Raw genomic sequence first — 18,463 nt, 5'->3', positions numbered from 1 at the left:
ATTGTCCCCACATGCTTATATTAGATGAGGTCTTTTGTATCGAGTATAAAGGATATTTGATGCAAAGTACTTTGATCTAGTGGGGGAGGAAAGGTGTATTTATTTAATAGGAAGTTTTGAATAACAGTCCGGTCGATTGCAATACAAATAAAAAATAAGAAGCAAATTTTTAATACAACGTCATCTCTTTTTACTGAAAATTCCTTTTAACGTAACAAAGAGGTTAAGTATGCTCCAACTACTTTACGAAAGTTTATCAATTATGGACGGTATTTTACAATATCATTACTGTACATTTCAGTAAGGTGAAAATATAACAAAAAGGCTGATAAATCAACATTTGTAAGCAAAGTATTACTATCCCTTTGTTTTGCTTTTTCTTTATATCATATAGTATAATATTCAAAATCAGCAGGGATTTTTTCCTGAACTGTGTGCTGATAAAAGGAGGAAAAATTTTTCAGCATTATAGGTTGATAAAGTTATGTCGTAACAGGAAATATAAGAACAGATATATAAATAAATAATAAAGAAAATAAAAACGAAAATGAGGGGAACTTTATGAACCAAAACCAATTTGACTGTCGTATTTCAGAAGAAGACGTACAGATGTTAAGAGCATTAGCTCATCCATTGCGTCTACGTTTAGTAATGGAACTGATGCAGCGTGGAACATGTAATGTAACACAATTACAAGAGGTATTAGAAATTCCGCAATCAACTGTTTCGCAGCATTTAACGAAATTAAAACAAAATAAAGTAGTACGCTTTGAGAGACGCGGGTTAGAAGTGTACTATCAAATTCATAACGATAAAGTAAGTGAAGTAGTAAAAACATTATTTTCTTAATTTTTGAATATTATGGAAAGAAGACGTGTGAAATATACGTCTTTTTTTATTTGGAAAGGATCTAATAATAGGAAGATTTGAGAGCGTATATATTAGCGCGTTAGAAAGAAACAAACTATCGGTTGAAGTGCTAAATTGACGGAATATATTCTGAAGGGATATGAAAAGATAGAAAGGAGTGTTGTAAGCCAAAGGAGGAATAATATAATGGATGTAAAACGTGTGAAACAGATATTATCTTCTTCAAGTAGAATTGATGTTACATACGAGGGAGTCCCCGTATGGATTGAGAGCTGTGATGAGCAGAAGGGTAGTGCTCAAGTGTATGACGTATCCAACCCAGGAGAGAGCGTTCACGTGGATGTCACGGCTTTAGAAGAGATGTAATAGAAAAGACGCTTCTAATTGTAGAAGCGTCTTTTTTATTTACTATTCCATCATATGTGCAATTTTCTTAGAGAACATAAGAAGTACTAATCCTAGCACGATTACGATAACACCGATGCTTGCGAATACTTCTAAATATCCTAAAGATTGAGTGAAAGCAGCTAATTGTCCTGCTAATAAGTTTGCAAAGCCAGTACCAGCTAACCATACACCCATTAATAAAGATGCTAATTTAAGAGGTGCGATTGCACTTACCATAGATAATCCGATTGGTGATAAGAATAATTCACCGATTGTGTGGAACATGTAAGTGAATACAATGAATAGTAAGTTTGCTTTCATTGTAATGTTACCTTCATCGCTACCAGTTTTTAGAACAGCTAAAGTTAAAACTAAGTACCCGATTCCTAGTAAAATCATACCAAAAGCCATTTTTGTAGGAATTTTTAAATCACCATTTTTTGTTTTTGAAAGTTTAATCCATAATGCAGAAACTGGTAATGCTAGTAAGATAATGAATAGTGGGTTTACAGATTGGAACCAAGGTGTTGGAATTGTAAATCCACCAATTGTACGATCCACGAACTTATCTGTGTAAAGTGTTAAAGAACTACCAGCTTGTTCAAATCCTGCCCAGAAGAATACAACGAAACAAGTTAAAATTAAAATTGCAGTTGTACGCTTTTTCTCTTGTGTTGTTAAAGGTTTTTTCTCAATAGGTTTTGCATTTTGTTCTTTAGATTTTTTACCGACAACAGTTGTTCCAGCTGATCCTAAGTAACGAGGTGCTAATAAGTTAAATGCAATCTGTCCAATGATCATACCGATACAAGCTGTTAAGAAACCGTATTTATAATCTGTGAAATAACCGCAAATGAATGGAGCGATAAGAGCTCCTAAGTTAATTCCCATATAGAAGATAGTGAAGGCACTATCACGACGAGAATCGTTGTCGCTATATAATTGACCTAATAAAGTCGAAATATTTGGTTTGAAGAATCCGTTACCGATAACTAATAATCCTAATCCTAAAAATAGTCCAGTTTTCGTGTTCATTGAAAATAGTACGAAGTTACCAATCGCCATAATGATACCGCCAATAGTAATGGCGTGTCGTTTCGTAATGAAATGGTCAGTTAGCCAACCACCAATAATCGGTGTGAAATATACAAACATTGTGAAAAGACCGTAAATCTGTACAGCAACTGCTTTATCAAAGCCTAAACCGCCACTTACTAAGCTCGTTGTTAAATAAAGAACTAATAAGCCACGCATTCCGTAATAACTAAATCTTTCCCATGCCTCTGTAAAGAACAACAAATATAATCCTGGTGGATGTTTTTTTGGTGACTGTTGCTCTCCAGCTTTGTCTAATTTTAAAGCTGCATCCATGTTTGTTTCCCCCTAATCCTGTATAACGGATATTTATGTAATTATTTTAATTCACAAAATATTTAGAAGTCAATAGAATTATATGGAAATAGCAAGAAAATTTCTAAAAAAATCTATTTTCCTTCAACCGTTATTGTATTTTTCCCTGAAAACAAGATAATAAGCGTTTTCAAATGTAGTAATTGAATTCTAAAAGAAAGTAAAATAGTGATAAATCAGAAAATTTAGATTAGAATATTTATTCTGATATAGAGAAAATAAACTATATTTACTTTTATAATATAACATATCGGTAATAAAAATACAAAATGAAATAATGTGACACTTCAGTGAAATGAAAAAACCAGCTCCATAAAAGAGGGAGCTGGTTAGAATAAAATTATTTAACAAAGCGTTTTTCAATATCATCTAGTAGTAAGTTAGCGGCCATTACACCACCAGCTGTATTCCAAATAATGTCGTCAACTTTGTATGCTTTTCCATTCTTTACTGCATTTAAATTTTTAAATAGAGGATCGTTTATATATTCTTTTTCTAGTTCAGAGCCTTTTTTCTCGTTGCCTTTATCGAATGTGAAGTAGAATAATACATCACCATCCATTGCAGAAATACGCTCTTTAGATACGTTGCGTTCTGCGAAATCATCTTTGTTTTGATCTCCAGGACGTTTAAATCCAAGTTCTTTTAAAATAACACCAGAGAATGTATCGCCATGATAAATACGAACATCACCAGGCATAAAACGTACCATAGAAATTTCTTGATTTACTTTATCGCCAAGTTTGCCTTTTAAATCTTTCATACGTGATTCGTAATCAGCTAAAACCTTTTGACCTTCTTTTTCTTTATTTAATGCTTTCGCATAAAATTTGAAGTTATCTTTCCATTCACCGCGTAATGTTTCAGAGAACACAGTAGGTGCGATTGCTTTTAGTTGCTCGTACACTTTTTCGTGACGCATTTTGTTACCGATAATTAAATCTGGTTTTAAAGAAGCAATCGTTTCAACGTTAACTTGTCCTTCGTCGCCAACAACTTTTACATCTTTCATTTTGTCCTTAATATGTGGATACCACGGATCACCAGTCCAAGACTTTACAGCACCAACTGGTTTCACACCTAATTCAAGTACAGCTTCAGTTCCTTCATTAGTTAAAATAACTACACGTTTTGGATTGGCCGGAACTTCCGTTTTACCCATTGCGTGTTCAACCGTAATCATTTCTTTTTTATTATCTTCTTTTGTTGATTCTTCTTTGTTATTTGATTTTCCACAAGCACTTAAAAGAAGTGAAAATGCTAGTAAAAATACAAATGTTGTAAACGATTTCTTTTTCATGAAATTCATTATGTACCCCCTACATGTTGAGAATATTTTTCAATAGCAAGCATGATATTAAGCCTTTATCTTTTGATTGTCAATATATATTACTGAAAATAGTTCTCATTATCGTTGACAATGCGAATTAAGTTGAAATAAACTAACAACGTATCATTATACATTGAAGGGGAAACGCTGCATGTTATTAAAAACAAATCAAGCAAAATGGATTGGATTATTTGTTGGAATCATTGCAGTCGTTATTTGTATTTGGGGAAGTATTATTTTCGGATATACAAATACGAGTTGGAAATTAGCTTTAGATGCTTTTTTCCATTTTAATGGTTCAAATGAGCATATTATTATTCAAAATGTGCGTCTACCAAGGGCGTTAATTGCAGCAAGTGTTGGTGCTAGTTTAGCCATTGCGGGTTGTTTGATGCAAACTTTAACAAAGAATCCGCTTGCTTCTCCAGATTTTATTGGATTAAATTCAGGCGCTGCGTTCTTTATAGTTGTAGCAATTGTACTCTTTTCCGTGACATCATTATCAGCTTTCACATGGATTGCCTTTTTAGGAGCAGCAGTTGCTGCAGTACTTGTATTTGCCTCTAGTTCTTTAGGAAAAGAAGGGACAACGCCTCTTAAGTTAACGTTAGCAGGTGTCGCGATAAGTGCTTTGTTTTCATCATTAACACAAGGGTTACTTGTTTTAAATGAAAAAGCATTTGAAGAAGTGTTATTTTGGCTTGCCGGATCTGTGCAAGGAAGAAAGTTAGAGATTTTACAATCTGTATTCCCGTATTTATTAATAGGCTGGATTGCATCTCTCATGATGGCAGGGAAAGTAAATACATTAATGATGGGGGAAGACGTTGCAAAAGGACTTGGACAACGAATAATTTTAATGAAATCATTCGTACTACTTATTATTGTACTGCTGTCTGGTGGTTCAGTTGCGGTCGCTGGTCCAATTGGATTTATCGGTATCGTTACTCCGCATTTTGCAAGATCTCTTGTTGGAGTAGATCACAGGTGGAGAGTACCCTATAGCGGATTGTTAGGTGCAATACTACTAATCTTGGCTGATATAGCAGCAAGATATGTCATTATGCCGCAAGAAGTACCAGTAGGGGTTATGACAGCATTTATTGGTGCACCGTTCTTTATTTATATTGCACGTAAGAGAGGGCTTAGCAAATGAAGAAGTATATTCCGTTTCGTATAGGAAAAGAGGGGCTCTCGTTTTTGATGTATAAACGAGCTGTTCTAGTCTTATTAAGTTTACTAGCTATTTTAATAGGATTATTTTTTGCCAGTGCAGGTATGGGAGATATGAAAATTGCTCCTTATGATGTATGGCAAGCGATTACCGGAAATGGCGATGCGATGTCAAATATGGTTGTAAATAAGTTTCGTATGCCGCGTATTTTAATTGCAATCCTTGTAGGAATCGCACTTGCTGTAGCGGGTTGTATTTTACAAGGGCTCGTTCGAAATCCACTTGCTTCTCCGGATATCATCGGAATTACGGGCGGGGCAAGTGTAGCAGTTGTACTCTTTTTAGCTATATTTAGTGATAAAAACAATGCGCTAACAGTAAGCATTCATTATATGCCGCTAGCAGCTTTTGCTGGGGCAACAATTGTAGCGTTTTTTGTATATTTATTTGCCTGGAAAAATGATGGATTATCACCGATTAGTCTCGTTTTAATTGGTGTTGGATTTTGGGCATTAACGAAAGCAGCAACAACTTTATTTATGTTGTTAGCACCAATTTATCAAGCAAGTCAAGCGAATGTATGGATCACAGGTACTGTTTACGGTTCTTCATGGCAAAATGTTATGGTACTTGCGCCGTGGGTTCTCATTTTAACGACAATATCATTTATCGCTGCGAGACATTTAAATGCACAAGAGCTAGGGGATGATATAGCAGTGGGACTTGGTGTTCCTTTAACGAAGTCGCGTGTATTTATGTTGTTACTTAGTACAGCTTTAATTGGCGGGGCAGTTGCCTTTGCAGGAGGAATTGGATTTGTTGGTTTAATGGCACCTCATATTTCGCGAAGATTAGTTGGCTCTTTCTACGGTGCATTGCTCCCAGTTGCGGCGATTATTGGTGCAATTCTAGTACTTGCTGCAGATTTAATTGGGCGCACAATTTTCACACCACTTGAAATTCCAGCAGGGGTATTTACATCAGCAATTGGTGCACCTTATTTTATTTATTTACTTTATAAAAGTCGGAATTCATAAAGGGAGATGAATATGCAAAAAGCATTGGAGACGAAACGCTTGACGCTGTCGTATGGTGAAACGATTATTATTGATGAGCTGAATTTAGAAATTCCAAAAGGGGAAATTACAATCTTCATCGGTTCTAACGGTTGTGGGAAATCAACTTTATTACGTTCACTAGCTAGATTATTAAAGCCAACAACCGGTGACATTTTGTTAGATAATCAAGCGATTCAAAGTATGCAAACGAAGCAAATCGCTCGTCAAATGGCGATTTTACCGCAAGGGCCACAAGCACCGGAAGGACTTACGGTATTACAACTTGTTAAGCAAGGACGTTATCCATATCAAACATGGCTGAAGCAATGGTCAGAAAAAGATGAGGAAATGGTACAAAAAGCGCTTGCGGCAACGGGTATGACAGAATTTGCTGAGCGTGATGTTCATGCTCTTTCAGGTGGACAACGTCAACGTGCTTGGATTGCAATGACCCTTGCACAAGATACCGATATTATTTTACTGGATGAGCCAACTACATATTTAGATATGACTCACCAAATTGAAGTGTTAGATTTATTATTCGAATTAAATGAAACAGAGAAAAGAACGATTGTTATGGTATTGCATGATTTGAACTTGGCATGCCGTTATGCAGACAACATTGTAGCTATTCAGGATAAACAAATATATGCGCAAGGTAAACCAGAAGAAGTTGTTGATCAAAAGTTAGTTCGTGATGTATTCCGTATGGAGTGTCAAATAAGCGCTGATCCGTTATTTGGAACACCGCTCTGTATCCCGCATGGAAGAGGAAGAAGTGTACGTAAAGAAGCTGTTCAGGCGATGAGATAACAAAAAAACGATGAGTAATTCATCGTTTTTTTGTTATTTTTTGCAAGAAAATAGTAGGAAAAGGGGAATACGTAAGCGACGTTCATATTCTACTTTATCCTGAAAACAGTTTCGATTTGGTGTGGCTTCTTTTAAGTTTGTAATTGTAAATCCGGCTTGTTGTAATAATGTAAAATATTCTTCCGTTGTCCGATGATATTTAATAACCTCTTGATCAATCCACGGCTCAACTCGTTTTCCCGTTTTGAAATAATCATCGACGAGCCAGCTAGTTCTTTTACCACTTGTTTGTAAGCTTTCAAACGAAGAGGTAATAACGGGATGTTGAACGCTAAAGGTAAAAGTTCCGTTTGTTTTTAACGTTTGGTATACATTTTGAAAAATAATATGAAGATGTTCAATATAATGTAAGGCGAGTCTAGATGTTACTAAATCAAAAGTAGAAGGAGGATAGGCATAGTCTTTGATGTTTATAAAATGAACGGTGCCATTTTTATTTTCTAGTTGTTTTGTAGCCTTTTCATACATAAGTTGAGAGCCTTCAATGCCAGTGTAAGAGTGGCAACCATTTGCTAATAATTCCACACCAAACTTAGCGTCACCACAACCTAAATCGAGAATTTGCTTTCCTTGCACATTACCAATGAGCTGAAAGAATGTTGGCTTTTCAATGGATTCATTGGGGCTATTTTCGCGGTATCTTCGTTTCATATATTGCTCAAAAAATGCCTCGTTATTATATACATCAGATTCTGTAAATGCCATGTTTGAAGCCTCCCTAAATATTTTTTTTATTCTATCAAATATGAAAAGTAAATGATAGATTTCTTGTAATGAATCGTATATAATCTAAAATTGTAAGCGGTTTCTTTAAACTATTTTTCTATAATAAATTCTGAAAACGTGTTAAGCTAGTAGAGGGATTATTAGAACTATTAAGACAATAATCCGTTTACATGAACGATGGGAGGCTTCACAATGTCTAGTAAAACACTTGCAAACTTTTTAGAAGAAAATTTAGAGGATTTAAAATCAAAGGGGCTTTATAACGTAATTGATCCGCTTGAAAGTCCAAATGGACCGATTATTACAATTAGTGGAAAAGAATATATTAACTTATCTTCAAACAACTATCTTGGATTAGCGACTGATAATCGCTTACAAGAAGCAGCAATTGGTGCAATTCATAAGTACGGCGTTGGAGCAGGAGCTGTTCGTACAATTAACGGTACTTTAGATTTGCATATTAAATTAGAAGAAACAATTGCAAAGTTTAAACATACAGAAGCAGCAATTGCTTATCAATCAGGATTTAACTGTAATATGGCAGCGATTTCAGCTGTTATGGATAAAAATGATGCGATTCTTTCAGATGAATTAAACCATGCATCTATTATTGATGGTAGTCGTCTATCAAGAGCGAAAATCATCGTTTATAAGCATTCTGATATGGAAGATTTACGTAAAAAAGCAATCGAGGCAAAAGAATCAGGTCTTTATAATAAATTAATGGTTATTACAGACGGTGTTTTCTCAATGGATGGAGATATTGCAAAATTACCAGAGATTGTTGAAATTGCAGAAGAGCTGGATTTAATGACATATGTAGATGATGCACACGGTTCAGGTGTACTTGGCAAAGGTGCAGGTACTGTAAAACATTTCGGCCTTTCTGATAAAGTTGATTTCCAAATTGGTACATTATCAAAAGCAATTGGGGTAATTGGTGGATATGTAGCTGGGAAACAAAACTTAATCGATTGGTTAAAAGTGCGTTCACGTCCATTCTTATTCTCAACAGCTTTAACACCAGCTGATGCAGCTGCTTGTATGAGATCAATTGAAATTTTAATGGAAAGCACAGAGTTACACGATCGTTTATGGGAAAATGGTCGCTATTTAAAACAAGGGTTAAAAGAACTTGGCTTTAACATTGGAGAAAGTGAAACACCAATTACACCTTGTATTATTGGTGATGAAGTATTAACGCAAGAATTTAGTAAACGTCTAAATGAAGAAGGCGTATACGCAAAATCTATCGTATTCCCAACCGTAGCAAAAGGAATGGGACGTGTTCGTAATATGCCTACAGCAGCTCATACGAAAGAAATGCTAGATGAAGCAATTCGTAAGTATGAAAAAGTAGGGAAAGAAATGGGTATCATTTAATTAACGACATCTTGTGAATAGCTTGCAAATGAGGAGTGGGAAAAATGAAAAAAATTCTAGTAACCGGTTCTTTAGGGCAAATTGGTTCTGAACTAGTAATGAAACTTCGTGATGTATACGGCGCATCAAATGTTATTGCAACAGATATTCGTGAAACAGATAGTGAAGTGGTAACGTCTGGTCCATTTGAAACGTTAGATGTAACAGATGGACAAAAATTACATGATATTGCAAAGCGTAATGAAGTAGATACAATTATTCATTTAGCGGCTTTACTTTCAGCAACTGCAGAAAAAAATCCGTTATTTGCTTGGAATTTAAATATGGGCGGACTTGTAAATGCATTAGAAGCAGCACGTGAATTAAACTGTAAGTTTTTCACGCCAAGTTCTATCGGTGCATTTGGTCCATCAACGCCAAAAGATAATACACCACAAGATACAATTCAGCGTCCTACTACAATGTATGGGGTAAACAAAGTAGCAGGAGAATTACTATGTGATTATTATCATCAAAAGTTTGGCGTTGATACGCGCGGCGTACGTTTCCCAGGCTTAATTTCTTACGTAGCTCCTCCAGGAGGCGGAACAACTGACTATGCAGTTGAAATTTATTATGAGGCGATTAAAAAAGGCGCATACACCTCATACATTGCAGAAGGAACATACATGGATATGATGTATATGCCAGATGCTTTACAAGCGATCATTTCATTAATGGAAGCTGATCCAAATAAACTAGTTCATAGAAATGCATTTAACATTACAGCAATGAGCTTTGAACCAGAGCAAATTGCAGCATCAATTCGTAAACACATCCCGAACTTTACAATGGATTACGCAGTAGACCCAGCTCGTCAAACAATCGCTGATAGCTGGCCAAACTCTATTGATGCAACTGCAGCAATGAAAGAGTGGGGCTTTAAAGCAGAATATGATTTAGACAAAATGACAACTGACATGCTTGCTAAGTTAAAAAAAAAGCTTGCAGCTGAGTTAGTGACGAATTAATAGGAAGAGCCGATTCTTAGGAATTGGCTCTTTTATTTTATGAAGGGAGAAAAGCAACATGCAAAGAGTTGATGTTGTATATGCACTAATATACGATAGCGAAAAAGATAAAATATTAATGGTACATAATGTAGAACAAAACGTTTGGTCACTGCCGGGCGGGGCTGTTGAAAAAGTTGAAATATTAGAGCAAGCACTAGTAAGAGAAGTGAAAGAAGAGACAGGTTTAACTGCCGCACTCAGTGGACTTGTCGCATTAAATGAGAAGTTTTTTGAAGAGAAAGGGCATCATGCATTATTTTTTACATTCCGAGCAAATGTAGTAACAGGTGAACTTCGTGCAGAAGATGAAGGAGAAATTTCCGCAATCGAGTGGGTAGATAGAAAAATCGCGAATGAGCGATTCCCATACTACGATGGAGGGTTCGAATTATTATTAGAAGTTTCCATTCCATACAAGTTTCAACCAGAAACAAAGTAAGTTAACGAAGAAAAACAGGAGCCTTGTGGCTCCTGTTTTTCTATTCAATCGTCTTCAGTAATAGTTTCTTCAACAATGGTTTAATCTTCAGGCGTAAATCTTCAGCATGATTTGCAACTAAGAAGTGATGGTTATAAATGTTTTTCATTAGTTGATACGTCGCTTCTTTCGCTTCGCCTTCTTCGATAAAGATGCCGATTACTTCCATACCACTTTTACGAGCAAGTTTGACTGCTTCGTGCGTATCTAAAATTCCGTCTTGTTGATAGTCTAGTGCAGAAGGTTCACCGTCTGTAAAGACAAGTAAGAACTTATGTTTTTCTGGTCTTTTCGCAAGCTTTTCAGAAACGATACGAATAATATACCCGTCGCGGTTATCTTCTTCTTCGCGAAGTTGCATAATCTCTGGACCGACGTTTGGTAACGTTGAGTTTTTATACGTAACAACTTCATGGATAACATTCGGTTTATCTTCAGGTTTAGCACTAGAAGCATCTTCCCAAAATCCGCTAATAGCGTGCGGGATTTTTAAAGATTTTAAAGCTTCATGGAATAGGACCACACTCTTCTTCGTTTCTTCCATTTTGTTATACATAGAACCAGAGCAGTCCACTAATAGTTGGAATGCAACGTCTAATTCTTGAGATTCTTGTCCTTTTTTATAAAACATACGCGGCTGCTTTTCAGTATAAATACGAAGGAATTTCTTACGAAGTCTTCCGTAGTATTTATCACTGTTTGCATTCGTTTTATTTTCAATTGTTTTTTCGATAATTTTCTTTAATTCTTTTACATCTTTATTAACGACTGATTTGATGGCTTGATAATCTTTTTTCTCATCAGGATTTGATTTGCGAGCTTCTTTAAATGTATGAGAGGCACCGACATTATACTTACCGTATGCACCTTCGTTTTGACTAGAAGCGTGAGACGCTCTTGCTTCTTCTGTATCAGCACCATCAAAGTTGGATTGTGTACTTTTTTGAGAAGTACCTTGTACAGAACCAAGTGCTTGATCGCCATCTTCTGATTCGCGAGCAGTATCACCCATCATATTTGTTTTTGTTCCGCTTTCTAATTCAAAGCGTAAAAAGTTCTCGTTTTCATTGTTTTTATTTTCACGGTGCCATGTCGAGAAGCTTTCATCCATTTTGTTTTTGTTATCATCGTCATCTATGAGTTGCGTATCATCATTTGCTAATTTTTCAGCGCGACTGTCTTTCTCATCTGCAATAACAGATAAGTAAAGCGGAGCATGTCCGAAATAATTATTAAGCATATCACTTTCAAGAAGTCCTTCTAAGCGATAGCGAATTTTCTCAACGATATACATAATATCTTCCGTATTACGAGCTTGGAATGTTTCATGCAAAATTGATTCAATTTGCTCGAAATATTCATTATTAAACATTTCATATTTATCACTCGTTAATGAAAGATAGCATAGACAAAATAGACGGTCACCGTGATAGTTACGAACACGATTTATTTCATTTTGTGAGCCAAAGTAATTGCGATACATTTCTTTTCGGCGTTTAAAAATATGTTTTGTGCCAGGACGTAAATTTTTGACGATTTCCTCAACACGTAAATCTTCTAATAGAACAAATAATTGTGTTAAAAACTTTTTTAGAGGCGATTCTTGTAATTCAATCGCATAAGAACGAATTAAAGTCATGTCCGAGTAATGTTTATTACCAAGTGCCTTTAAGAACACTTCGCTTTTTAATCCGATTACTGTATCCTCTTCTTTTCGATCATCCCAAAAGTGACTAATGACAACCTTTTTTTCAATTTCGTCGTAGTATGCTTTATAGCCATACTCAAGATAGGCATCGTCTTCTTTTAGAAGAGCATACATTAAGTTTTCCATTTGTAGAAACAGCGACGCATCAATTTTTTTGTCACTAAAAATTTGTCTCATGAATTATCCCTCAAAGAAATAACTTTCTGCTAATTCACGGACAGTCATTTGTTCTGTTTCATCGTTTAATTTTGCGATAATACTACGTTCAATTGCACGCATAACAGGAATATATACACCTAAATCACATGCATCGATAATGCCACGAATACTAGCTGCTTCTTCACTTACGCGTCCATCACGAGCTAAAGGCATAAGATCGCTTGCGAATGCAACGAACTTTTCAATTGTTGCAACATCATTTAATTTTGATTCAGATAGTAATAGCTCTTTTAAGGTATCACCTTGAATGTAAGGAACTTCAATAATAACGAAACGGTTTTTTAACGCTTCGTTTAGTTCACTTGTCCCAACATAACCTTCATTAATCGCAGCAATTACGCGATATTCGTCATCACCGTATACAACTTCTTGTGTAAATGGGTTTGTAATCATTTTACGATAATCTAACGCACCATGAAGAAGTGGTAATGTTTCCGGTTTTGCCATATTGATTTCATCAATATATAAGAAATGACCGTTCTTCATTGCCTTCATAAGAGGACCGTTAACGAATGTAACTTCAGATGCACCCTCTTTTGTTTGTAATGTGTTGTATCCTAAAATACCTTCTACATCTAAGTCGACAGAACAGTTAATGCTATGCATTGGTTTTTGGAATAAAGAAGAAAGAGTTTCCGCTAGTACTGTTTTACCACTACCAGTTGGCCCTTTTAATAGAATGTTTTTACCAAGTAAAAGTGCTGTAATGGCATCTTCAATAATGCTGTTATCAGATGCTTTATATATTTTCTTTCCAATTAAATGTGCATTTTCGCCAGCTTCTTGTGTATTCTTTTCGTGAATGGCTGAGAGCTGTTGTTTTAAATCAGCGTGTATATGAAATTGTTCTAACATGTATTTCCCACCTAACATTATTTTCATAAAGTAATACATCTTATGATAACTTGTTTTAATATGGTATGCAAAGAAAAGGAGAGAGGGGAAATGTAAAAGAAAAAGCAATCAATATTATATTGATTGCTTATAGCAAAGGAGAAATGAGTCGCATGAAAGACTCTAATATTCGTTTTTTGATACTTCTTTTTTGGAACGAGTTCCATTTAATTTCAGTGGAATGCTTAAAGTCTTCTTCAAAATCATGTTTAATATCATGAACGGTTTCTGATTCATAAAGTACACTAATAATTTCATAATTTAACTCAAAGCTACGTACATCCATATTTGCTGTTCCAATTGTTGCGATCTTATCATCAACGAGTACAATTTTCGCATGCATAAAACCATCTTTATAACTGTAAATGGAAGCACCAGCTTTTAAAAGTGGAGTGAAATAGGATTGAGATGCTTGATCACTAATAATACTATCACTTTTACCTGGATATAAAATGCGTACATCTATGCCGGATATTGCACTTAAGCGCAATAATGTTAAAGTTTCTTGATCTGGAATAAAGTATGGCGTAGCGATCCAAATAGATTTTTTTGCAGAGCCCATAACAGCTAGTAACGTATTACGAATACTTTTATCATCTGAGCTTGGTCCACTTGCTACAATTTGAACAGCACCTTCTGCATTCGAAATTTCTTTACCAGGGAAGTATTGTACATTCATAAATTGATCCCAAGAATAGTTACTTAAACCACTAGAGGCATAGAGCCAATCTTCTAGAAAGATTGCTTGTAATTTATATAATGCTTTTCCTTCTATTTTTAAATGACTATCACGCCAAACGGGAAATTTCTTTGAACGACCGAGATATTCGTCACCTACGTTGAGTCCTCCAGTAAATCCAATTTCTCCATCTACAATAACAATTTTACGATGGTTACGATAATTGACTGTTTCAAGTAACCAAGCTGAAAAAATAGGATCAAATTCCACAATTTCAATTCCAGCTTCTTTCATAGGCTGTAAAAATCGTCTTCTTAACGTGTTACTTCCGAGTCCATCATAAAGGAAGCGTACAATAACCCCGGATTTTGCCTTCTTTATTAAAGCATCCCGAACTTTTGTACCAATCTCATCGGCTTTATAAATATAGTATTGAATATGTATATGGTGTTCTGCATGCTCAATAGCGTGCAGAATTTCTGAAAATGTTTGATCTCCGTTTGTTAAAAGTGTTGTAGTTGTTCTATCTGCGGCAGGGCCGCCTCCAAATCTTTGTACTACGTCTGTTAAATGTATAGAACGCTCATGTAATGGAACTGTAAGAGACAGTTCTAGTCGTCTTCCTTCTAATATTTCACGGAATAATTTTCTTTGTTCTTCTGAACGATGAAGATGTTTTTTTCTTCTCCAACGGCTACGCCCGAAAATAGAGTATAAAAGCACACCTACAACAGGAAGAAGTGCTAATACTAAAAACCACGCTAAGGTGCTTTGAGGAGACCGGTTTTCGATAAAAATAACGAATGAAATTCCTACGATTGTGATGGACCATAGAGCACCAACAAACGTATATAACGAAATAACCGATGTATTTAATAGGAAAAGAACGATAGATACGATTGTAAATATTAATAATAATTGAACGATAGGCTTCTTCATTTCTATAAAATTCCTCTAATCTTTCTTAAATATAGACTTCTTATATAAAAGGTGTAATCTGACATTCTTATTATAAAGTGTTTTGTTTTTTTTACAAAATATAGACATTTTCCCCATGCTTTCCGCATTTGTCCTACATACAGTATATTATTACATTTTTATATAGAAAAGGGGATGAATAAAATGTATGGTCGTCCAGTTGGAGGCTTCGGACATGGCGGATTTCATGGGAGTTTTGGACATTCTCCATTTTTTGGCGGAGGATTCTTTCCTGGATTTGTAGCAGGGGCTTTACTTAGTCCTGCGTTTGGTTATGGCGGATATGGTTATCCATATTATTCAGATACTCTATACTATACGGATTATGAACAGTATCCTTACTATTCATACAACACATATTAAAGTAGGGAAATTGAAAAGGAGAGGAAGAGAAATGAACTATATGCTAAATCACGGAGGATATTATCGTAATCATCATGGTGGGGGAGGACATCATCACCATGGTGGACACAATCATTATGATCATCATCACCACCATCACGGCGGCGGCTCGTGGGGCGGAGGATTCTTTCCAGGAAGTTTTGCTGGTGGAGTATTAGGAGGACTTACAGCTGGAGCGTTAACAGGTGCAGCTAGTGGTGGGGGATATTACCCAGCGCCGTATCCAGTAACTTACCCAGCACCATATCCGGCACCATACCCAGGTTATCAGCAAATACCGTATCCAAATTATTAAACTAAAAAAAGAGGATATCCTCTTTTTTTAGTTTAATAATTTATTTATAAAATACTTCCAAAATTAAGGTGAAAATATGTTAATATTTTGTTATTGTAATACAGTATATTAAATGCAAATTTTGATTTTATCCCGCTATTTGTGGGCAGTAAAACTCTCACCTCAAAATTCAGGTGGAAGCCCTGCTACCCGTAAAATCCTGATTGGTGAAGGATAATAATCAGTGGGGGATGAACAAAACTCCCACTGATTAAAGTTTCACTTTATATTATTATTCGTGAATCGTTGCATTTTGTATTTTAATCTCTATTTCATTATGTATCGGCAGTTAGATTTACATCTTAACATTTCATGAAATAAAAGAGATTAGGTGTGAGGCAATGTTAGTAGGGAGCAGAGGCTAATAGTGATGAAATTGTCACTTAAAAAAGTCAAAAAATGTAAGGGGATACTGTATAATAAGCTTAAATAAGCAGAGAGATGAGAAGCTTCTACTATAATTAAAACAGCACTATATTGCTTTTTTTTATAAATAATATTATGTTATTTTAATCGGCCTATTTAGAAAAAATTTGTGATTTATCCCGCTATTTGTGGGCAGTAAGATTCCCACCTCAAAATTCGGTGAATGCGAGGAAGTTAGGTGGGAGATAACTGCCCGTAAAAGCCCGATTGGTGAAGGCTAATAATCAGTGGGGGATGGACAAAACCCCACTGATTAAAGTTTCACTTTATGTGAAGGCATATTGTTAGAAAATGAAATATCTCTATTTCTATGAAGAGAAACGAATTGTGTTTTAGTCAGATAGGAAGCAAGGAGAGGTGCGCATGCTAGAACAAAGAGGTCATGCATTATATGACTCTTCATTGCAAGATTTAAAATTAGCATTAGATGAGTCTTCAATTGTTGCTATTACAGACCGAAATGGTCTTATTACATATGTGAATGATAAATTTTGTGAAATCTCAAAATATAAAAGAGAAGAGTTAATAGGAAAAGATCACCGTATTTTAAATTCCGGATATCATCCGAAAGCATTTTTTCAAATCCTATGGAAGCGTATTTTGAGTGGAAAAGTCTGGACGGGGGAAATTCGAAATCAAGCAAAAGATGGTACGTATTATTGGGTTAAAACAACAATTGTTCCATTTTTAAATGAAAAGGGAGAACCCTATCAATTTATTGCAATTCGAAATGATATAAGTAGTAGGAAAGAAGCAGAGCAAAGATTACGATTAAGCGAAAGTCGTTATAGGGAACTTGCTTATCACGATGCGTTAACAAGTTTACCAAACCGTTTACAGTTAATTACGACTGTAAATAAGATGATTGCAGAGAAACTAGAGTTTGGTATGATTTACTTTGATTTAGATCGGTTTAAATTAGTGAATGATACGTTAGGTCATATGATAGGAGATTTACTTTTAAGTGAAGTCGCTTCACGATTGCATTACGTACTAGGAGATAAAGATGTTCTGGCTAGGCTTGGTGGAGATGAATTTGTACTATTAACAAATAAACATACACAAGATGGGATGAGGCAGTTAGCGACATCTGTGTTGTCATGCTTTCAAGCACCATTTATGCTTGAAGGTCATGAAGTATACATTTCAGCCAGTCTAGGGCTTTGTTCTTATCCGCAAGATGGAAAAGACGTCGAAACGTTATTGAAAAATTCAGATTTAGCCATGTATAGTGCGAAAGAGCAAGGAAGAAATGGGGCGTGCTTCTTTACAGATGAATTACGTGCGAAAATAAATCGTAGAATGAAAATAGAGTTTGCTTTGCAAAAAGCAATTCATGACGAAGAATTAAAAGTGGCATTACAGCCCATTATTGATTTAAAAACAAAGAAATGTACTGGTATTGAGGCTTTAGTACGCTGTAATACAGAAGAAGGTCCTATTTCACCAAGTGAATTTATACCTGTAGCTGAAGAGTGTGGACTTATTATAAAACTAGGAGACTGGGTACTAGAAAAGTCATGTCGATTGTTTAAAACTTTGCCAGATTATCAAGAGGGACTGAAGTTATCTGTTAATTTATCAATACAACAATTGATGCAAAAACGATTTATTTTATCTGTTCGTAGTATATTGAAGCGAACAGGGTTTCCGCCAAATCGTTTAATATTAGAAATAACAGAAAGTATAGCTGTACGTCATTTTGATTATATTATTGCTACATTACAAGAATTAAGAAGTATGGGGATTTTAATCGCTTTAGACGATTTCGGAACAGGGTATTCCTCATTATATTATTTGAAAAAACTACCACTGGATATTGTGAAAATTGATCGTAATTTTATTCGTGAGTTTCATTATGATCACGCACAGCCAGAGCGAACGATTGTAAAATCGGTTATTGAAATTGCCCATAGTTTAAATTTATTAGTGGTTGCTGAAGGGGTAGAAACGGTAGAACAAGAAAGTTTATTAAAATCAATGGGTTGCGACTTTGTACAAGGTTTTTATTATGCGAAACCGTTAGATGTAGGTGAACTAAAAGAAGAGTTATTAACTGACTTTTAATAAAAAAAAGAGAAG

Annotated in this window: 17 protein-coding genes; 11 read left to right on the top strand and 6 right to left on the bottom strand. The window is 35.3% G+C overall.

The genetic code is table 11. The annotated features are described in order from the left end of the window. Positions 1 to 561: 561 nt before the first annotated feature. Together ACE38F_RS24835 and ACE38F_RS24830 are read left to right on the top strand one after the other, a co-directional pair. Positions 562 to 849, top strand: a complete 288-nt coding sequence (locus ACE38F_RS24835) for an ArsR/SmtB family transcription factor (RefSeq protein WP_001075217.1) — start codon at positions 562 to 564, stop codon at positions 847 to 849. A gap of 207 nt (positions 850 to 1,056) precedes the next feature. After that, positions 1,057 to 1,236: an acid-soluble spore protein H gene (locus ACE38F_RS24830; RefSeq protein ID WP_002010492.1), complete on the top strand. Its 180-nt coding sequence runs from the start codon at positions 1,057 to 1,059 to the stop codon at positions 1,234 to 1,236. A 42-nt stretch (positions 1,237 to 1,278) separates the two neighbouring features. Here ACE38F_RS24830 and ACE38F_RS24825 read toward each other — a convergent pair whose 3' ends face one another. Together ACE38F_RS24825 and ACE38F_RS24820 are read right to left on the bottom strand one after the other, a co-directional pair. Further along, entirely contained in the window at positions 1,279 to 2,628 is a 1,350-nt protein-coding gene (locus tag ACE38F_RS24825) for a peptide MFS transporter (RefSeq protein ID WP_375370782.1), read from the bottom strand. A 379-nt stretch (positions 2,629 to 3,007) separates the two neighbouring features. Then, on the bottom strand, positions 3,008 to 3,976 hold the full coding sequence (locus ACE38F_RS24820; RefSeq protein WP_375370783.1) for an ABC transporter substrate-binding protein: 969 nt from the start codon (positions 3,974 to 3,976) through the stop codon (positions 3,008 to 3,010). 172 nt (positions 3,977 to 4,148) lie between these two features. Between ACE38F_RS24820 and ACE38F_RS24815 the strand changes: the two genes are divergently transcribed. From ACE38F_RS24815 to ACE38F_RS24805, 3 genes are read left to right on the top strand one after another with little or no spacing between them, the layout of a single operon-like run. Further along, positions 4,149 to 5,153, top strand: a complete 1,005-nt coding sequence (locus tag ACE38F_RS24815; protein WP_375370784.1) for a FecCD family ABC transporter permease — start codon at positions 4,149 to 4,151, stop codon at positions 5,151 to 5,153. Further along, positions 5,150 to 6,208 carry a FecCD family ABC transporter permease gene (locus ACE38F_RS24810; protein WP_375370785.1) on the top strand — a complete coding sequence of 353 codons (1,059 nt, stop codon included), beginning with the start codon at positions 5,150 to 5,152 and terminating at the stop codon, positions 6,206 to 6,208. The genes ACE38F_RS24815 and ACE38F_RS24810 overlap by 4 nt, the downstream gene beginning before the upstream one ends. 12 nt (positions 6,209 to 6,220) lie before the next feature. Next, the gene (locus ACE38F_RS24805) at positions 6,221 to 7,042 is read left to right on the top strand and encodes an ABC transporter ATP-binding protein (RefSeq protein ID WP_002114020.1); all 822 of its coding nucleotides are present in this window, start codon (positions 6,221 to 6,223) and stop codon (positions 7,040 to 7,042) included. A gap of 33 nt (positions 7,043 to 7,075) precedes the next feature. Here the strand turns inward: ACE38F_RS24805 and ACE38F_RS24800 are convergent, their stop codons facing one another. Next, on the bottom strand, positions 7,076 to 7,807 hold the full coding sequence (locus ACE38F_RS24800; RefSeq protein WP_375370786.1) for a class I SAM-dependent methyltransferase: 732 nt from the start codon (positions 7,805 to 7,807) through the stop codon (positions 7,076 to 7,078). A 213-nt stretch (positions 7,808 to 8,020) separates the two neighbouring features. Between ACE38F_RS24800 and ACE38F_RS24795 the strand changes: the two genes are divergently transcribed. The 3 genes from ACE38F_RS24795 to ACE38F_RS24785 are packed head-to-tail and all read left to right on the top strand — an operon-like array spanning position 8,021 to position 10,702. Further along, positions 8,021 to 9,211, top strand: coding sequence for a glycine C-acetyltransferase (locus ACE38F_RS24795; protein ID WP_078180279.1), 1,191 nt, complete (start codon positions 8,021 to 8,023; stop codon positions 9,209 to 9,211). A gap of 44 nt (positions 9,212 to 9,255) precedes the next feature. Then, positions 9,256 to 10,221 (top strand): L-threonine 3-dehydrogenase, encoded by a 966-nt coding sequence (locus ACE38F_RS24790; protein WP_375370787.1) that lies wholly within the window; start codon positions 9,256 to 9,258, stop codon positions 10,219 to 10,221. A 58-nt stretch (positions 10,222 to 10,279) separates the two neighbouring features. Further along, positions 10,280 to 10,702, top strand: coding sequence for an NUDIX hydrolase (locus ACE38F_RS24785; protein ID WP_375370788.1), 423 nt, complete (start codon positions 10,280 to 10,282; stop codon positions 10,700 to 10,702). A gap of 40 nt (positions 10,703 to 10,742) precedes the next feature. Here ACE38F_RS24785 and ACE38F_RS24780 read toward each other — a convergent pair whose 3' ends face one another. The 3 genes from ACE38F_RS24780 to ACE38F_RS24770 all read right to left on the bottom strand — a co-directional run bounded on the left by ACE38F_RS24780 (position 10,743) and on the right by ACE38F_RS24770 (position 15,180). Next, positions 10,743 to 12,626 carry a vWA domain-containing protein gene (locus tag ACE38F_RS24780; protein ID WP_367962075.1) on the bottom strand — a complete coding sequence of 628 codons (1,884 nt, stop codon included), beginning with the start codon at positions 12,624 to 12,626 and terminating at the stop codon, positions 10,743 to 10,745. Between the two features lie 3 nt (positions 12,627 to 12,629). After that, positions 12,630 to 13,523, bottom strand: coding sequence for an ATP-binding protein (locus tag ACE38F_RS24775; protein ID WP_215555214.1), 894 nt, complete (start codon positions 13,521 to 13,523; stop codon positions 12,630 to 12,632). Positions 13,524 to 13,650: 127 nt separating this feature from the next. Next, a complete protein-coding gene (locus ACE38F_RS24770; RefSeq protein ID WP_375370789.1) occupies positions 13,651 to 15,180 on the bottom strand; it encodes a cardiolipin synthase in 1,530 nt (509 codons plus the stop codon). Positions 15,181 to 15,363: 183 nt separating this feature from the next. On the opposite strand from ACE38F_RS24770, the gene ACE38F_RS24765 reads away from it, so the two are divergent. The 3 genes from ACE38F_RS24765 (at position 15,364) to ACE38F_RS24755 (ending at position 18,448) form a co-directional block, all read left to right on the top strand. Next, positions 15,364 to 15,582: a hypothetical protein gene (locus ACE38F_RS24765; protein WP_215555216.1), complete on the top strand. Its 219-nt coding sequence runs from the start codon at positions 15,364 to 15,366 to the stop codon at positions 15,580 to 15,582. A 31-nt stretch (positions 15,583 to 15,613) separates the two neighbouring features. Beyond that, on the top strand, positions 15,614 to 15,916 hold the full coding sequence (locus tag ACE38F_RS24760; protein ID WP_375370790.1) for a hypothetical protein: 303 nt from the start codon (positions 15,614 to 15,616) through the stop codon (positions 15,914 to 15,916). Positions 15,917 to 16,744: 828 nt separating this feature from the next. After that, positions 16,745 to 18,448 (top strand): putative bifunctional diguanylate cyclase/phosphodiesterase, encoded by a 1,704-nt coding sequence (locus ACE38F_RS24755; protein WP_375370791.1) that lies wholly within the window; start codon positions 16,745 to 16,747, stop codon positions 18,446 to 18,448. Positions 18,449 to 18,463 lie beyond the last annotated feature (15 nt).

Origin of the sequence: Bacillus altaicus (assembly GCF_042136375.2) — a bacterium.
In the GTDB taxonomy this organism is placed as follows: Bacteria; Bacillota; Bacilli; order Bacillales; family Bacillaceae_G; genus Bacillus_A; species Bacillus_A cereus_U.
The sequence above is the reverse complement of the archived record's forward strand: the minus strand, read 5'-3'. Positions and strand labels throughout refer to the sequence as shown.

Excerpts from the sequence above, each read along its gene's own strand:
- ACE38F_RS24835 (WP_001075217.1), top strand. The coding sequence starts at position 562 with ATGAACCAAAACCAATTTGACTGTCGTATTTCAGAAGAAGACGTACAG.
- ACE38F_RS24830 (WP_002010492.1), top strand. The coding sequence starts at position 1,057 with ATGGATGTAAAACGTGTGAAACAGATATTATCTTCTTCAAGTAGAATT.
- ACE38F_RS24825 (WP_375370782.1), bottom strand. The coding sequence starts at position 2,628 with ATGGATGCAGCTTTAAAATTAGACAAAGCTGGAGAGCAACAGTCACCA.
- ACE38F_RS24820 (WP_375370783.1), bottom strand. The coding sequence starts at position 3,976 with ATGAATTTCATGAAAAAGAAATCGTTTACAACATTTGTATTTTTACTA.
- ACE38F_RS24815 (WP_375370784.1), top strand. The coding sequence starts at position 4,149 with ATGTTATTAAAAACAAATCAAGCAAAATGGATTGGATTATTTGTTGGA.
- ACE38F_RS24810 (WP_375370785.1), top strand. The coding sequence starts at position 5,150 with ATGAAGAAGTATATTCCGTTTCGTATAGGAAAAGAGGGGCTCTCGTTT.
- ACE38F_RS24805 (WP_002114020.1), top strand. The coding sequence starts at position 6,221 with ATGCAAAAAGCATTGGAGACGAAACGCTTGACGCTGTCGTATGGTGAA.
- ACE38F_RS24800 (WP_375370786.1), bottom strand. The coding sequence starts at position 7,807 with ATGGCATTTACAGAATCTGATGTATATAATAACGAGGCATTTTTTGAG.
- ACE38F_RS24795 (WP_078180279.1), top strand. The coding sequence starts at position 8,021 with ATGTCTAGTAAAACACTTGCAAACTTTTTAGAAGAAAATTTAGAGGAT.
- ACE38F_RS24790 (WP_375370787.1), top strand. The coding sequence starts at position 9,256 with ATGAAAAAAATTCTAGTAACCGGTTCTTTAGGGCAAATTGGTTCTGAA.
- ACE38F_RS24785 (WP_375370788.1), top strand. The coding sequence starts at position 10,280 with ATGCAAAGAGTTGATGTTGTATATGCACTAATATACGATAGCGAAAAA.
- ACE38F_RS24780 (WP_367962075.1), bottom strand. The coding sequence starts at position 12,626 with ATGAGACAAATTTTTAGTGACAAAAAAATTGATGCGTCGCTGTTTCTA.
- ACE38F_RS24775 (WP_215555214.1), bottom strand. The coding sequence starts at position 13,523 with ATGTTAGAACAATTTCATATACACGCTGATTTAAAACAACAGCTCTCA.
- ACE38F_RS24770 (WP_375370789.1), bottom strand. The coding sequence starts at position 15,180 with ATGAAGAAGCCTATCGTTCAATTATTATTAATATTTACAATCGTATCT.
- ACE38F_RS24765 (WP_215555216.1), top strand. The coding sequence starts at position 15,364 with ATGTATGGTCGTCCAGTTGGAGGCTTCGGACATGGCGGATTTCATGGG.
- ACE38F_RS24760 (WP_375370790.1), top strand. The coding sequence starts at position 15,614 with ATGAACTATATGCTAAATCACGGAGGATATTATCGTAATCATCATGGT.
- ACE38F_RS24755 (WP_375370791.1), top strand. The coding sequence starts at position 16,745 with ATGCTAGAACAAAGAGGTCATGCATTATATGACTCTTCATTGCAAGAT.